We start from the raw sequence: 15,704 nt of genomic DNA, 5'->3' as shown, positions 1-15,704 counted from the left end.
ACATGCGGAAATTCGTGCGCGCGGCGGTGACCGCGGGGACGGCGCTGGCGGTCGTCATGACCGCCGCCTGCGGATCCGATGCCGGACCCGCGAAACCGGCGTATCCGCCGGAACCGGCCATCGACCTGTCGAAACTGGATACCGGCAATCTGGCGACGCAGCCCAAGCTGTATGGCAAGGCGGTCAATCTGGATCAGGCGCGGGCGCTCGAGGCGGAGCGACTGGCCGATTACATTCCGCTGCCCGTCGAGGTGGATCCGGCCGTGAAGTACGCCGGCCAGCCCATGGCCGCGGCGATCCGCCCCTTCATCGACTTCGGGTCCGGGGCCATGAAGCAGCGCATCGACGCCGACGCGGGCGCCATGAACGCGGCCGCCAAGGGCTTCGTCTCCGGATTCGTCACCACCGGCAAGTCGGACGAGGCCGACGAGCTGTCCTACGAGCTTGAGAACATCGTGCTGATCTTCTCGGACGAAGCCTCCGCCACCGCCGCCGCGCAGGCCCTGGGACAGACCGATCTCGCCGCCGACCATCCGAAGCAGCGGGTTTCGATCGACAAGTACCCGGCCGCCTTCGCCTACACCGACGACACCATGCCCGGTCTCATCCGATCCTGGTACGCCACCGGCAAATTCGTCGTCTTCACCCGGGTCTTCGACAATGTCATGGGTGCGTTGAAAAACCAGGATCAGGCGAAACTCGCCGCGCATGTACAGCGCAGCCTGGATGTCATCCCGCCGGCACTGGCGAAATTCCCCGCCACACCCGGCGACAAGCTGGCGGACCTGCCGATCGATATGGACGGCGTACTCGGCCGCACCCTGCCGACGATCCTGGACGACGCCTCGCAGGCGGGTATCCCCGGAATCTATGAACTGCACGGCGGATTGCAGCTGATCCAGGGCGACGACGACACCCGATCGCTCACCGAGGCCGGCGTGGACCGGGTCGCCTGGAAGGGCGGATACGTGTTCCGCACCCGGGACTATCAGTCGGCGGCGAAGCTGATCGACGAGCGCGCCGAGACCTCGCGGACCTTCAAGGCCATCGATCCGCCGCCGAACCTGCCCAATGCCGTGTGCCGGCAGTACGTCGGCCCCGCCTTCGCCGCGATCTCGTACTACTGCTGGGTCGCCCACGATCGCTACGTCGCCGAACTCTCGGCGAACCAGTTGCTCGACGTGCAGCAGCGCATTGCCGCGCAGTACGCCATGCTGGTCAACGCCCACTGACGAAGTGCCGAGGGAACATTCGATGCATTCACGACGAATTCGGTGGGCCGCCATCAGCATTGCCGCGCTGGCCTTGACCGGCTGCGGCAGCACGCGCAACGGCACCGCCCTGCCCGGCGAGATCGACGTCCGGAAACTGGATGTCGGCAGCTACAACACCGATCCGCTGGACCTCCGCTATCACTACTTCCACGCCCTGGACAACGGCACCACGCTGGCGACCATGCGCCTGGCCGGGCAGGTGGTGGTCGGGCCGGATGTCGATCCGAAGCTGAAATACGGTACCGGCACAGCCGGTTTCAGCGATACCGACGGGGCCACCCAGGTGCTGGCCGCCAATGCGGCGCCGGCGCTCACCGGTAACGGGATGATGTTCGGCGTCGCCGCGAGCGCCGCCGACTCCCTCGGCGACGCGGGCAAGCGGGTCAAGGAGGGCATGTGGACCTCCGTGGTCGTCATGCAGTTCCCGGACGACGCGTCCGCGGCCAAGGCGGCGACCGAGCTGGACGATGCCGATTTCGCGGTCGCCGCGGATGTCAATCAGCGCGTCTCGCTGCCGAAATACGCGGCGGCGCATACGCACTGGCGGCCCGGCATCGCTTCCATCGGCACCTATATGGCGCACGGCAGCTATGTCATCCATGTCTTCGCGGGGGTGAAGGATCCGAATCTGGATCAGCTGTCCGCGCTCACGCAGCAGGTCCTCGACGCGCAGGTGCCGCTGCTGGATTCGCTGAAACCGCTTGACCGTGAAGCCATTCTGCGTCTGGACTACGATCCCGACGGCATGCTCCGGCAAACTCTCAGCGTCGACGGCTTGGGCATGCCGGATTTGACGTCCGAAGCCGTTTACGAACCGCGCGGATTCATTCAGCGCGTGAAGGATCAGAGTTACTGGCAGCATCTGCTGACCGCGAGTGGAGTGGATCGTTTCTCGCTGTCCGGATACAACACCGCGGGTATCACCATGTTGTTCCGGGCGCGCGATCCGCAAGCGGCGAAACAACTCTGGTCCGCAATTCTGGATCCGGCCTATCCGGGCGCCGCCGACGCGCCGCCGGTGGTTCCCGATGCGAAATGCGGCGAGTCGGCCACCAAGGATGATCTGACAATCAAACGGTATCGCTGTGCGGTCGTGTATCGCCGGTACGTCGCCACCGTGGAATCCGACCAGTTGGCCGATGTGCAGCAGCGGGCCGCGGCGCAATATGCCTTGATGGCGAACAGCACGTGGTAGCCCGAATGTGAGGTCCGTCTCGCGTGGAGGATGTCACGCCTGACCGGTAAGGGCTGGTCAGAGGTACCGATACTTCGATAGTGTGCTGACGAATTGCTGTAGCAGGGGTGGAACCGCCGGGCCGCGACCCACGTCCAATCACTGCAAAGAGGTCGTCAGCCCGCGTATCGAAAGGAGGCACCGTGGCCGGTGCATTCGAAGCCAGTAATGAGCTCATCCAGGCCAAGGCCCAGGAGTTCAAGCAGACCCATCAGGAACTGATGCAATTGATCAGCGACCTGAAGCGCGACGAGGAGGCCACCACCGTCGGCTCCAAGTGGGAAGGTGGCGCGCGCCAGGCCTTCGATGCCTTCATGCAGCGCTACTACTACCAGGCCGAGAAACTCAACGACAAGCTCATGAACACGGCCGAGAACCTCGTCAAGGTCGGTTCGAACTACGAAGAGCACGACCAGAACTACGCATCCCAGGTCAATGCGCAGATTTCCAGTCTGGATCTGCCGCCGGTCTAACCCGGTTCGAATCCTTCTCTTTTCGATAACTCGGCAAAGGAAACAAACCATGTCGGCAGCAAACGGTCAGGTCATCTCGGCGCATTTCGCGGGCGTCGAGGACGGCGCGAACTCCATCCTGCGGCGCGCGGAAGGCATCCGCGACCAGTTGGAGGCCTTCCACCGCCGGGTGGAGGAGTTCGTGGCCAACAACTGGAAGGGCGACGCCAACGACGCGTTCGCCGACCTGCAGCGCACGTGGAACGTCCACGTCGGCCAGCTCAACAGCACCCTCGGCGGCGCGGCCACCTTGGTCCGCACCGGCAATGCCGAACTCCAGGCCAAGGACACCGCCCTCGCAGGCCTCTTCTGAGCTGCCCAGCGGCAGCAGAATTATGTGCACCCCGGCAGGTATGCCGGGGTGCACTTGTATCAAGCGGTGGGTAGCCAGCCGAGCTGGATGAGGTCCTCGCCGGCGCGGGTGCCGTAGGTGCCGCGGCCCGGGGGCATGAGGGAGGGGCGGGTGGTGCCGAAGAGGATGCCTTCGTCGCGGCTGCAGCTCATCACCAGGGAGGCGGCGTTGAGTTCCTTCATGCGGTTGAGGGTGGCCTCGTACATGGCGCGGCCGGCGCCGCCGGAGCGGCGCGCGATGATCACGTGGAAACCGAGGTCGCGGGCGTGGGCCAGGTGGTCGACCAGAGCGTGCATGGGATTGCCGCTGGCGGTCGCCACCAGGTCGTAGTCGTCGACGATCACGTAGATCTCCGGCCCGCTCCACCAGGAACGATCCTTCAGCTGCTGCGGCGTCACATCCGGTCCCGGCAGCCGCTGCGTGACATAGGCGGCCAGGTCGGCCATCTGCTGGGTGAATTGCGGCGCCGTCGTGCCGTATCCGGCGAGGTATCCCTCGGGCACCGTGCCGAGCATGGTCCGCCGATAGTCACCCAGGATGATCCGCGCCTGATCCGGCGTATTCGCCGCGCAGATCGATTCCACCAGCGACCGCAGCAGCGTGGTCTTCCCGCTCTCCGAATCGCCGATCACCACGCAGTGCGGGCTCGACGCGAAGTCCAGGAACACCGGCGCCAGCTCGGATTCATTGATGCCGAGCGGGAACCGCAGGCACTTGCCCGCCTCCAGATGAGTGGGCCAGTCATCGCACAACCGCAGCAGTTCCTCGCGAGGCAGCCGCTCCGGCAGCATCCGCACCCGCGGCGCGGGCCGCCCCGGCACGGCCTGTGCGATGGCCGAAACAGCCTGCGCCACACCGATACCCAACGTCGCCGGGTCCGGATCGGAGTCGATGCGCGGCACCGCGGTGAGCAGGTGCAAGCACTCGGCGGTCATACCGCGCCCGGGCCGCCCCATCGGCACCTGCGCCGCGAACTTGCGCCCGAGGTCGGAGTCCATGGGATCGCCCAGCCGCAGTTCGACGCGCGTCCCGATCTGATCCTTGAGCGCGGGCCGCGCCTCCGCCCACCGGTTGAGCGCGATCACCACGTGCACCCCGTACGAAAGCCCTTGCACCGCAAGGTTCATGACGGTCTGCTCCAGCAGTTCGAATTCCTGCCGGAAGATCCCGTACCCGTCGATCACCAGGAACACGTCACCGAACGGATCCTCGTGCACCCCCATGACCGCGGGCGCGGTGGCCGGGTCGGCGGCCCGCAAGCGCCGGAACTCCGGCATGGATTCGACGCCGAGCTGCCGGAACCGCGCCTCGCGCTGCCGCACGATGCTGACCGTCTCGGCCACCGTGCGCCGGACCTTGTCCCCCTCCATCCGCCCGGCGACGGCGCCGACCTGCGGCAACCCCTCGAGCCCGACCATGGTGCCGCCACCGAAATCGAGGCAGTAGAACTGCACCTGTTCGGCGGTGTGCGTCAACGACATTGCCATCACCAGCGTCCGCAAGGCCGTGGACTTACCGGACTGCGGACCCCCGACCACCGCCACATTGCCGCGCGACCCGGACAGGTCCACGATCAACGGATCGCGCCGCTGATCGTAGGGCCGGTCCACAATGCCGATCGGAGCCCGCAGGGTGGCAACGGGATTCCAGTCCCCCGTGAGCACCGAGCGCGGAATCAGCTGATCCAGGGTGGGCGCCTCGTCCAATGGCGGCAGCCATATCTCGTGCGCGGGCCGGCCGTGGCCGCGCACCCGTGACACCAGCATCTGCAGGTTGGAGATCTGATCGGTATCGGGCTGCGCCTCGACGAGTTCCGGCAGCTCGGGAGCCGGAATATGGTCACTGGCACGAAATCCCACATGGTTGGCGGTGAAGGGCCGCGCCGTGGCATCGATATCGCCGCGCCGAGTAGAGACAGCGGTGTCCCCCTGCGATCCCCCGCCGATGTAAGGCCCGGACACGTACGCGGACTGGAAGCGCTGGATCTCCCCCGAATCGGACTTGAGGTACCCGCCGCCGGGGTTACCAGGCAGGTTGTAAGCGTCCGGCACCCCTAGTACCTGCCGGGATTCATTGGCCGAGAAGGTCTTCAACCCGATCCGATAGGACAGGTGACTCTCCAGCCCCTTGAGCCGCCCCTCCTCCAGCCGCTGCGAGGCCAGCAGCAGATGCACATGCAGTGACCGCCCCAACCGCCCGATCATGGTGAACAGTTCCGCGAAATCCGGATGCTGCGAGAGTAGTTCGGAGAACTCGTCCAGCACCACGAACAGCGCGGGCATGGGATCGAGATCCGCACCGGCCGCGCGCGCCTTCTCGTATTCGGAGACATTCGCGAAATTGCCTGCCGCGCGCAGCAGTTCCTGCCGCCGGTTCATCTCACCGGCGAGCGCGTCGCGCATGCGGTCGACGAGGTCGGCTTCCTCTTCCAGGTTGGTGATGATGGCCGCGACATGCGCGACACCCTCCAGCCCCAGGAAGGTCGCACCGCCCTTGAAGTCGACGAGCACGAAGTTCAACTGATCCGGCGAGTGCGTGGCGATGAGCGAAAGCACCAGCGTGCGCAGGAATTCCGACTTACCCGAGCCGGTCGCGCCGATGCACAGACCGTGCGGCCCCATACCGCCCTCGGCGGCCTCCTTGATGTCCAGCACCACCGGCAGCCCGTCCGCGCCGACCCCGAACGGGACGCGCAGCCGCTCCCGCCCGTAGCGCGGCTGCCAGGCCGTCTCCGGTGTGAAGGATCCGATATCGCCGAGTCCGAGCAGCTGGTTCCAGGTCGAGATCACTTCGCCCGCTTCGCCGGTGGCCTCGGCGGCGCGCTGGGTGGCGGCCCGGTAGGGCGCGAGCCGCCGCGCGGCCTGTTCCGCCTCGCCGACGCTGATCCGGTCGATCCCGGCGAACCGTTCCATGACCCCGGTGGCGCCGCGCCCCGAGCATTCGCCGTCCTCCACCACCATCTGGATCCCGCGGGAGGCGGCCAGTCGCGGCGCGTACCCGCACAGGTCGACGACGGTGACGCCTTCGAATCCGGTCTCCCGCAAGGGATCTTCCTCGGCTTCGAGGAGTCCGCCGTCCACCACCAGCACGATCTGCACCAGGTTCGGGTCGGGTGGCTGGTTGCGGGAGTAGCGGACCCGGTTGTACAGCAGCGGTTGCAGGCCGGCGTGCGCCTGCCGGATGGATCCGTACACCATGCGTTCGGTGCCGACGCCGTCCTGGGATTCCGGATGCTGGGTGTGTGGCAGCCATTTGACCCATTCCCATTCGCGGGCGGTGTCGGGTCCGCAGACGACGGCGACGAGGACCTGATCGGGTCCCTGGAACATGGCCAGCTGCAGCAGCATGGCGCGGGTCATCTCGCGGGCTTGAGCGCGGTCGCCGGTGAGCTGAATGCTCGCGAAGCCCTTCACGGCGATGGCGGTGGGCAGTTCCGGGACGGTCGAATGGGTGCGCACGAAGCGTCGCAGCGACACCGCAGCTATCGGTTCCAGTTCCTCCACGGGACCGGTCTCCGGGGCCACCAATCGGGTGGCGAGCCGCTGGCTGCCGAGGCCGATGCGGGCGTGGCAGAAGTCCTTGTCGCCGGGTCGGCGTTCCCACATGCGGGAGGTGCCGGCGAGCATCCACACCAGGCCTGGTTCGGGGTGGCTCCATTCGATGGCTGCGCGCTGCTGCTGGGCGGTCACCTCGACGTCGCGGCGGACCTGGTCGAGGTAGCGCAGGTAGTCCTTGCGGTCCTCGTCGGCCTCCCCGGCCTTCTGCCCTTTGCCGCCTTGACCTGCGTACATGCCGATCATGGAGAAGACCATCATGACCGGGAACATGAGGCTCATCGGGTTGGTGGCGATGCCGCTACCCGAGGTGAACATGAGCACGACCATGCCGAGCATGGCGACCACCATGACGAGCGGCATGAGTTTGGTGAAGAGGTTCGCGGGGACCGCGCGCGGGATCTCGGGCGGCGGCTGCAGGGTCACTTCACCGCCCGGTGAACGTGGCGTCTCCCGGCGTGGACGGCGCTGAAACCGGACAGTGCTCATGGATCGACTGTGCTCATCGAACTGATCAATCCCCCATCGAGTGGCTGACTGCGGGCTCAGTGTACTGCCAGCATCCTCGATGGATTAGAGTGCTGGCAGCATTTCCGCATTTCAGAGCGGCGCGGCTGCACGACACGACGACAAACGTTGGGGGACGTGTGACACAGGCTCGACCGGATCAGCTCGAGGACCTCCGCGGCACCGTCCGCGCCCCCGATCTCGCGCGGGTCACCATCCTGGCCAAGCACACCCAGGTCGATATGGCCATCCCGGTCGACGTCCCGGTCGCCCTCGTCATCCCCAGCGTCGTCGACATGGTCGCCCAGCACGGCCGCGCCAATGACTTCGACAATGACGGCGAGCAATTCGAGCCGCACGAGTGGGTCCTCGCCCGCATCGGGCAGCCCCCGTTCTCCAATTCGCTCAGCCTCGCCGAACAGCAGGTCCGCGACGGCGAGCTGCTCATGCTGGAGAGCGCCGAACACACCGCGCCCGCACCACTGTTCGACGACATCATGTACAACGTCGCCAATGCCGACGCCGACCGCTTCCGCGGCTGGACCCCGCGCACCGCCCGCCGCACCGGCTCGATCCTCGCGGTCCTGACCATGCTGACCGGCTGCCTCGGCCTGCTCGCCACCCCGGATGCGCTGCCCGGCTGGGTGAGCGGCATCGTCGCCGCCTTCGTCACCGTGCTGCTGGTGATCGCGAGCATGGTGCTGAGCCGCATGTACGCGGACACCGCCAGCGCCCTCGTGCTCGGCGGCTGCGCGCTGCCACCGGCTTTCAGCGCGGGCATGCTCTTCGTGCCCGGTTCCTACGGCTGGGCGAACATCCTGCTCGGCGCCGTATTGACCGGCGCCACAGCGATTCTGGCGTGGCGGGTGAGCGGCGTGGGGCTCGGATTGTTCATCGGCGCGGCCGTCCTGGCGCTGTACACCGCGCCGGCCGCACTGGTCGGGTTGCTCACGGATGTACCCGACAGGGCCATCGGCGCGGGCGCCGCCGCACTCGGGCTGGCCGGATTGTCGCTCGCGCCAAGGCTTTCCATGCTGCTCGCCAAACTCCCCCTGCCCCCGGTCCCGGCTCCCGGCACCCCCATCGACCCGACCGAGGACGACCCGGACGATCACCGCGCCCTGCCGACCCTGGAGGCGCTGCGCATCAAGTCCGAACGCGCCCGCAAATACCTCGCCGGTCTGGTGGCCGCGACCACCGTGGTGGCGGCCGTGGGCGCGGTCGCCGCGGTCGAGCCCCGTGCCCACACCCCGTACTGGCCGGGCCTGGCCCTCGCTCTGGTGTGCGCGGTGGTCCTGATGTTCCGCAGCCGCACCTACGCCGGCGCCGAGCAAGCGGTGGTCCTCATCGCCGGTGGCGCCGCAATCCTGTTGACGCTCTTGATGTTCGCCTCCTTCACCGCCCATCAGCCGCTCGCCATCTTCGCCGCCGCGCTGGTCCTCCTGATCGCCGCACTGGTCCTGGGCATCGTTGTTCCGCGCCGCCAGGCCACCCCGCCCATGCGCCGGGCGGTAGAGCTGCTGGAGTACACCTTCGTGGCCGCGATCGTGCCGCTGGTGTTCTGGGTGACGGGCCTGTACTCGCTGGTCCGTGGGCTGTGAGCCGACCGGTCCGATGGCACGTCACACCGTGAGAGCTCTCCGCGCTGCCGGAGCCACCTCGATACTCGCGCTGAGTGTCTCGATCGGCGGCCTGGAACCGGCTGCCGCCCAGGCGGTACCGGGCCTGGCCCACCTCGCCCGCCCACCGGCCATCGATCCCGGTCTGCTGCCTGCGGGCGGACCGGCGGCACCGCCCGGCGAGACCGAGCATCCCGCGAACTCGCCGTGCATCAGCACACAGTCCGGTGGCGACGGCCCGACGATTCCCGCCACCCAGCGCACCCTGGATCTGCCGCAGGCATGGCAATTCTCGCGTGGGGCAGGGCAATTGGTCGCGGTGATCGACACCGGCGTCTCGCCGCATCCGCGGCTGCCGGGTCTCATTCCGGGCGGCGATTATGTGGCGGCGGGCGGTGACGGCACCGAGGACTGCGATGCGCACGGCACGCTCGTGGCCGGGCTGATCGCGGCGACACAGGTGGACGGGCAGGGGTTCTCGGGTGTCGCACCCGACGCGCGGATCATGACCATTCGCCAGACCAGCGCGCTCTACCAGGCGAAAGGCGCCGGCCAGGGCAAGGGCCCCGACGATATGCCGGACGGCTACGGCAAGATCTCCGCGCTCGCCTCGGCGGTGCGCCGGGCGGCCGATGCGGGGGCGCGGGTCATCAATATCTCGCTGGTGGCCTGCCCGACCAGCGAGCCCGACGGTCCCGAAATGGGTGCGCTGGGCGCGGCCGTGCAGTACGCGGCGGTGGAGAAGGACGCCGTCATCGTCACTTCGGCGGGCAATAACGACACTTGCAAGGCGAGCAATCCGGGCTGGAATCCCTTGCAGCCCAATGAGGATCTGTGGAATCACGTGTCGTCGTATGTGGCCCCGGCATGGTGGGATGACTACGTACTGTCGGTGGGCTCGGTGGACGCGTTCGGCCAGCCCTCGAAGTTCACCGTGCCCGGCCCGTGGCTCGGCGTGGCCGCACCGGGCGAGAACATCATCTCCCTGGACCCGCGCAGCAATGGCCTGACCACCGCCAAGATCACCAATCAGGGGCAGGTGACCCCGTACAGCGGAACGAGTTTCGCGGCCCCGTACGTGTCGGGTGTCGCGGCGCTGGTCCGGTCGCGCTTCCCGGACCTGCGAGCGGCCGATGTCGTCAAACGGATCGAGGCCACCGCCCATGCGCCGGGCGAGGGCTGGAATCCCTATATCGGTTACGGCACAGTCGATCCCGTCGCCGCCCTCACCGCCGAGGTGCCGAATGATCTCCCACCCAAACGACCGAATCCCGCCGCGGACAAGCAATTACCGATCCCCGTGCCGCCCCCGGCACCCGATCACACCGCCCGCAATGTGGCCCTGATCGGCAGCGGGGGCATCGTGCTCCTGCTGGTCCTCGGCTACCTGGCGTCCTTCCCGCTGCGCCGCCGCTTCGGCCTGCACGAGGACGACACTTAATTCTGGGTCTTCACCGGATCTTTCGCCGGACTCGGATCCGGGGCCACTCCGTCGTGCGCGACCATGGCCGCTTCCCGGCTGAGCGTCGGCCCCGGCGCGAGCAGTCCCACGATCTGCCACGGCGCGGGTTCGGGCCGCACGCTCTGCGGGTCCATCCCCAGCGCCTTGGCCGCCTCCAGGTTCTGAATGCCGTATCGGACACCGTAATCGGAGACGAAGTACAGGCTGTCGTGCCGCTGACTGTCCGGTTCGATCCCGGTGGTCTGCACATACGCGCCCGCGCCGGGCTTCATGTAGAACGAATCCGCTTTGATCCCACTGCCGTCGGCCTGCGCCAGCGGAACCAGCGCGGCGCGATCGGGAATCGGCACGGCATGCCCGGTGAGCACGGTCAGCTCGGCGTGGGTGGAGCCGTCGGATTTGTCGGCGGCCTGTACCGGTTTCCAGGACAGGCAGTCGGCGGGCTGGTCCTTGCCGTCCACCAATTCGGGTGCGTGATCGGGGTATCGGGAGACCGGCAGCGCCGCGGAGACGGGTGCGCCGGTGCGGTCGGCCTGCGCGATGTGGTCGTCGCCGGCCGTGGATTTGTAGGCATTGCGGATGATGTCGGCGGTCAGCGGCGACACCTGCTGCAGGCCGTCGCCGAGCACCACGTAGTACTTGTCGTCGGTGCGCACCTGCACCACATCGCCGATGCGGTGGTCGCCGATCGAATAGTTCGGTGGCGCACCGGCATTGTCGATGCGCGGCGGCACCAGCGGCAGTACCTCGGGGATGGCGTTCAGCAGGCCCTCGCTGATGGGCCGCGGCGCCTGGCCGCGCAGGTCGAGGGCGTCGACGACCGCGCGATCGTTCAGATCGAGCTGGGCGCGCTGATTGTCGTAGACGAGGTAGGTGTGGTCCCGCCCCTGCACGAGCAGCGCCTTCCCGGACGGCAGCGCCGACGCCTTGTCGCCGAGGTCGGGGGTTCCGGCGAGGACGGAGGTGGTGAGGTTGCGGCTGCCGTCGTTGGCGAGCATGTCGCAGACGGTCCAGGCGCGGCCGTTGCCGCTGCTGTCGAAGTTCAGTGAGGCGGGTGCGCCCGGAATGCCGATGAGTTGTCCGCGCGGCTTCTTGGCCAGCTCGGATTCCTTGACGGTGGCGGGTTTGGCGGCCTCCCCGGCGGCGAGCCGTGCGGAGGCGAGGTTGAGGGCGGGGTGCACGACATTGTCGATGACCACGTAGACCGCGCCGGTGTCCTTGCCCAGCAGGATCTTATTGCTGCCCAGTTTGTCCTGTGGCCGCAGTAGAGCTAACACACCGCAACCAGCCAGGGCGACGCACGCCAGGATCAATCCGGCCATGAATGCCCGCGATTGGGAGCGCATCGGGTCGTGCAGCATTCGCACATCCCGGCGGACCAGGGCGTGCTCCATGCGGCGGACCAGGAAGCGGTAACCGCTCACCTGCGATCGCGTGGTGGGTCTGGACGGCATCGAAAACTCCCCCGAGCAGGGAACACATTCGCCGAATACAGTACATTTCCCCAGGACCTTGATTCGCGCGCGGTCCCGCCGAGGCGGGCCGGCACGGCAGTTGGAGGTTGACGATGAGCGCTCGGCGCGGGCGGCGGCACCGGATTTCCGGGCACGCGTCGCTCACCGATGTGCTGGTGGCACAGCTGGTCGCGCTGGTGGTGCTGGCGATCGCGTGCCTGTGCGGGCTGCCGTTCTGGTGGGCGCTGGGGGTGGGTGCGGTGCTCGGCGGGCTACTTCTCGTCGAGTTGGGCAAACGAACAGTTTCTTCTTGGATCGCGACCCGCCTCCGCTATCGCTCCCAGCGCGGACGCGGGCCCGCGGACATCATCGACTTCCGCGCCGCGGACGGCCGCTCCCTCGGGCTCTACCGCGACGGCAGCCGCGTGGTGGCGGTGGTCGAAGTACTGCCGCCCCGCGGCGGGCTCACCCGCCTCGGGCGATCGACGGTCCGGGCCTCCCACCTGCTGCCCCTCGCGGAACTCGCGAAATGCCTGAGCCAGCACGATATCCGGCTCGCGGGCATCGACATCGTCTCGCACGGATACCGCAGTCGCTCCGGCACACCCGCCGGCGCGATCTACGAATCATTGCTGGGCCCACTGCCTGCGACCGCCCATCGCACGGTCTGGCTGGCCATCGCCTTCGACCCGCTCACCTGCCCGGAAGCCGCCGAGCGGCGCGGCGGCGGCCTCGACGGGGCCTGCCGTGCGGTCACCATTGCCACGCAGCGCATCGTGCGCGCCCTGGAGGACGCCGACTGCACCGCCCGCCTGCTCACCGCACCCGAGATCGTGCAGGCGGCCCTGCAGGTGACCGCGGGCGTGGATCCCGCCGCGCTGAAACAGCATTGGCGTGGCGTCGACCTGAACAACAGCGTGAACATCGGCGCGGCAGTCGATTCCCGCGATATCGACTCGGATCACTTGTCCCAGCTGTGGGTTCCGGCTTCTCGCGGCACCACGGTGGCCGTGCGACTGCGCCCCGGCCGCGAGGGCCGCACCGTGCGCATCGGCGCGGCCTGGCGGCTCACCATGCGCGAACTGCCGCTGGAACCCGTGCAGCAGCACATGATCTCCATGAACGGCCGTCACCGCGAGGGCCTGCTCGCGCACCTGCCCTTCGCGGTGCCCGGCCTCGATGCCACCGTGCCGACGGCCGAACGCGAGATCGAGGACACCGACGCCCTGTGGCTGCCGTCCGCCGGCTGCGGCCAGCTCCTCGGTTCCGATGACGAGGGCAATGGCGTCGCGATACGACTTATCGGCCAAGGCATTTCGAGCGTCTACGTGTCCGGTGAACTGTATCTGGCGCAGCAGTTGATCTTCCGGGCCCTGGCGGTCGGTGAGCGGATTCTCATCCGCACCGACCGTCCGCAGACCTGGCAGCAACTGGTCACCACCATCGGCAATCCGGAACGCCTCACCATCGCGGTCGAAACCCACCAATCCGACGCGGATTTCACCGCCGCGGTCGTGGACGGTGTCCTGGCCCCGGCCCCGCACGCCGGTGTCACCACGCTCTACCTCACCGGTACTCCCCTCGGCTGGCCCGCGACCCGCCCGGACCTCTCGATCCACCAGCCCGACGCGGCGGGCAACCGGATCACGCTCCGCACCGGCACGACTCAGGTCGATCTCACGCTGGTCTCCATCCCCCGCGAGTCCACCTACATAGGCAAACCCCGCGCCGCACATACCGTCCCGCAATAACCGACCCCAGCGACGGTGCGGGTTCCGGCGACGATTCCTCGCATTCGGCAGCGCAGCGCCCATCCTCCTCGGCGCGAAGGACGCGGCCGACGCGTCAGTTGCGGGCGGATGCGGGTTGATGGATGGGAGTCGCGGCGAGCGGGCGCAGCGTCCGGGACCAGCCGGTGAGCGCCAGCGCTCCCGCGCCGAGGACCGCGCCGATCCAGGCCACGGATGGGTAGCCGAGTCCGGCGCTGATAGCGACGCCGCCCAGCCACGGCCCGGCCGTGATGCCGACGTTGAAGGCAGCCACATTGCCTGCGGGACCCAGCGTCGTCGCGGATGGGGCCAGCGCGAATACCCGGCTGTTCAGCACGGGGTTGACACCGAAGCCAAAGGCGCCCAACAGGAATACCAGCACCACCACGGGCGCGAGGTGGTGTGCGGTCAACGCCAGCAGCACCGAGGTGGCGATCACGCCCGTGATGCCGACAACCAGGGTCGAGAGGGGGTGGGTGTCCGCCGTCCGGCCACCCACGCCGATACCGAGCAGGCTGCCCGCGCCGTACACCGCCAGCACCACCGGCACCCAGTTCTGCGCCAGCCCCGTGGTCTCGGTGAGCAGTGCGCCCAGGTAGCCGAAGGTGACCAGCTGCGCGGCGGTGGCCAGCACTGTCGTGCCGAACAACAGCCACACCGGCCGGATTGCCAAGGCCCGCAGCTCTTCCCGTACCCGCGGTGGTTCGGCGGGGCGAGTGTCCGGAACTTTGGCGAAGACGGCGACCATGGCCGCAAGTGAGAGTCCCGCGACGGTCCAGAACGCGCCGCGCCAGCCGAGATGATCGCCGATGAACGTCCCGGCGGGCAGGCCGATGATGGTGGCGACGGTCAATCCGCCCGCCACGATGCTCATGGCCCGCCCACGCGCGGTCTCGGGCACCAGGGCGATGGCGGTGGCCGCGCCGACCGACCAGAACCCGGCGTAGACGAACGCCCCCACGATGCGGGTGGCGAACACCAGCCAGTAGCTGGAGGTCGAAGCCGCGACCACGTGGGTGACCGCGAAGACCGCCAGGAAGGCGAGCAGTGCGGTGCGCCGCGACCAGCGTTGGGTGGTGATCGCCAGTACGGGCGCGCCGAGCAGCATGCCGATGGCGAAGGCCGAGATCAGCAGTCCCGCTTGCGGTATGGAGACGTGTAGATCATTCGAGATGCCGGTGAGCAATCCCGCGAGCATGAGCTCCGAGGTGCCCTGGGCGAAGATGGACAGCCCCAGGATGTAGACGGCCAATGGCATAGGTGTTTCCTTCGATCTCGGATCTCATCTTTTTGGATCGATTGGTTCAAAACTTGGGCATGTGAAAATGCCTGTGCGGCAGCACTGTTTACAGGCAGCTCAACGCGGTCTTCGCGATGCCTTCGAGGGTTTCCTTCCCCGCACCCCCGCGCGCCGCGACCCGCATCCCGCCGATGGCCGCGATCACGAACTGCGCCAGATCGGTTGCGTCCCTGTTCTTGTCGAGTTCCCCGGCGCGCTGCCCCGCGGTGATCATGGCGGTGAGGGCATTCGCCCGCCGCTCTTGATCAAGCTTCAGCAGTCCGGCGATCTCGGTATCCCGCGGGCCCATTTCGACGGTCGCATTCACCACCAGGCACCCCAGCGGATCTTCGTCCGGTGCGTCGATGACCTGCCGAAACAGCGCGTGCACCTTGTCTTTCGCCGAGCCCGGCCCGTCGAGCACGGCGAAGGTGCCCGAGTTCTTCTCGGTCATGTACCGCCGCAGTGCGCGCTCGAACAGATCACGCTTGCTACTGAAGGTGTTGTAGATGCTGCTGCGCCCCAGCCCCGTAGCGGTGCAGAGGTCCTGTGTCGAGGTGCCCTCGTAGCCGGCGGTCCAGAACGCTCGCATGGCGGCGTCCACCGCGCGGTCCTCGTCGAACTGCTTCGGCCGTGCCATGGGCCCACCGTAGCACGTTTTGAAACGATTAGTACAAAATGGCGAAGG

General features: G+C 67.8%; 11 protein-coding genes. 7 read left to right on the top strand and 4 right to left on the bottom strand.

Going from position 1 to position 15,704, the window contains the following annotated elements; all coding sequences use genetic code 11:
* Positions 1–2: 2 nt before the first annotated feature.
* From ACH438_RS18395 to ACH438_RS18380, 4 genes are all read left to right on the top strand, one after another.
* A complete protein-coding gene (locus ACH438_RS18395) occupies positions 3–1,232 on the top strand; it encodes a hypothetical protein (RefSeq protein ID WP_397006619.1) in 1,230 nt (409 codons plus the stop codon).
* Positions 1,233–1,254: 22 nt separating this feature from the next.
* Entirely contained in the window at positions 1,255–2,469 is a 1,215-nt protein-coding gene (locus ACH438_RS18390; protein WP_397006617.1) for a hypothetical protein, read from the top strand.
* 182 nt (positions 2,470–2,651) lie between these two features.
* Complete coding sequence (locus tag ACH438_RS18385) at positions 2,652–2,981, top strand: WXG100 family type VII secretion target (protein WP_397006615.1); 330 nt, start codon at positions 2,652–2,654, stop codon at positions 2,979–2,981.
* Between the two features lie 49 nt (positions 2,982–3,030).
* Complete coding sequence (locus ACH438_RS18380; protein WP_397006613.1) at positions 3,031–3,333, top strand: WXG100 family type VII secretion target; 303 nt, start codon at positions 3,031–3,033, stop codon at positions 3,331–3,333.
* 59 nt (positions 3,334–3,392) lie between these two features.
* On the opposite strand, the gene eccCa is transcribed toward ACH438_RS18380, so the two are convergent.
* Positions 3,393–7,415, bottom strand: coding sequence for a type VII secretion protein EccCa (gene eccCa / locus ACH438_RS18375; RefSeq protein WP_397006611.1), 4,023 nt, complete (start codon positions 7,413–7,415; stop codon positions 3,393–3,395).
* 158 nt (positions 7,416–7,573) lie between these two features.
* Here eccCa and eccD point away from each other — a divergent pair, with 158 nt between their 5' ends.
* Positions 7,574–9,034, top strand: coding sequence for a type VII secretion integral membrane protein EccD (gene eccD, locus ACH438_RS18370; RefSeq protein WP_397006609.1), 1,461 nt, complete (start codon positions 7,574–7,576; stop codon positions 9,032–9,034).
* A gap of 13 nt (positions 9,035–9,047) precedes the next feature.
* Positions 9,048–10,493: a type VII secretion-associated serine protease mycosin gene (gene mycP / locus ACH438_RS18365; RefSeq protein ID WP_397006607.1), complete on the top strand. Its 1,446-nt coding sequence runs from the start codon at positions 9,048–9,050 to the stop codon at positions 10,491–10,493.
* On the opposite strand, the gene eccB is transcribed toward mycP, so the two are convergent.
* A complete protein-coding gene (eccB, locus tag ACH438_RS18360) occupies positions 10,490–11,968 on the bottom strand; it encodes a type VII secretion protein EccB (RefSeq protein ID WP_397006605.1) in 1,479 nt (492 codons plus the stop codon). The genes mycP and eccB overlap by 4 nt on opposite strands.
* A 113-nt stretch (positions 11,969–12,081) precedes the next feature.
* Here eccB and eccE point away from each other — a divergent pair, with 113 nt between their 5' ends.
* Positions 12,082–13,719, top strand: coding sequence for a type VII secretion protein EccE (gene eccE, locus ACH438_RS18355; RefSeq protein WP_397006603.1), 1,638 nt, complete (start codon positions 12,082–12,084; stop codon positions 13,717–13,719).
* Positions 13,720–13,813: 94 nt separating this feature from the next.
* Here the strand turns inward: eccE and ACH438_RS18350 are convergent, their stop codons facing one another.
* Together ACH438_RS18350 and ACH438_RS18345 are read right to left on the bottom strand one after the other, a co-directional pair.
* On the bottom strand, positions 13,814–14,995 hold the full coding sequence (locus tag ACH438_RS18350) for a Cmx/CmrA family chloramphenicol efflux MFS transporter (protein ID WP_397006601.1): 1,182 nt from the start codon (positions 14,993–14,995) through the stop codon (positions 13,814–13,816).
* Between the two features lie 88 nt (positions 14,996–15,083).
* Positions 15,084–15,656 (bottom strand): TetR/AcrR family transcriptional regulator, encoded by a 573-nt coding sequence (locus tag ACH438_RS18345; RefSeq protein WP_397006599.1) that lies wholly within the window; start codon positions 15,654–15,656, stop codon positions 15,084–15,086.
* Positions 15,657–15,704 lie beyond the last annotated feature (48 nt).

The organism is Nocardia sp. NPDC020380 (assembly GCF_044386975.1).
Classification (GTDB): Bacteria; Actinomycetota; Actinomycetes; order Mycobacteriales; family Mycobacteriaceae; genus Nocardia.
The sequence above is the reverse complement of the archived record's forward strand: the minus strand, read 5'-3'. Positions and strand labels throughout refer to the sequence as shown.

Coding starts and splice junctions, on each gene's coding strand:
- ACH438_RS18395 (WP_397006619.1), top strand. CDS start 3: ATGCGGAAATTCGTGCGCGCGGCGGTGACCGCGGGGACGGCGCTGGCG.
- ACH438_RS18390 (WP_397006617.1), top strand. CDS start 1,255: ATGCATTCACGACGAATTCGGTGGGCCGCCATCAGCATTGCCGCGCTG.
- ACH438_RS18380 (WP_397006613.1), top strand. CDS start 3,031: ATGTCGGCAGCAAACGGTCAGGTCATCTCGGCGCATTTCGCGGGCGTC.
- eccCa (WP_397006611.1), bottom strand. CDS start 7,415: ATGAGCACTGTCCGGTTTCAGCGCCGTCCACGCCGGGAGACGCCACGT.
- mycP (WP_397006607.1), top strand. CDS start 9,048: ATGGCACGTCACACCGTGAGAGCTCTCCGCGCTGCCGGAGCCACCTCG.
- eccB (WP_397006605.1), bottom strand. CDS start 11,968: ATGCCGTCCAGACCCACCACGCGATCGCAGGTGAGCGGTTACCGCTTC.
- eccE (WP_397006603.1), top strand. CDS start 12,082: ATGAGCGCTCGGCGCGGGCGGCGGCACCGGATTTCCGGGCACGCGTCG.
- ACH438_RS18350 (WP_397006601.1), bottom strand. CDS start 14,995: ATGCCATTGGCCGTCTACATCCTGGGGCTGTCCATCTTCGCCCAGGGC.
- ACH438_RS18345 (WP_397006599.1), bottom strand. CDS start 15,656: ATGGCACGGCCGAAGCAGTTCGACGAGGACCGCGCGGTGGACGCCGCC.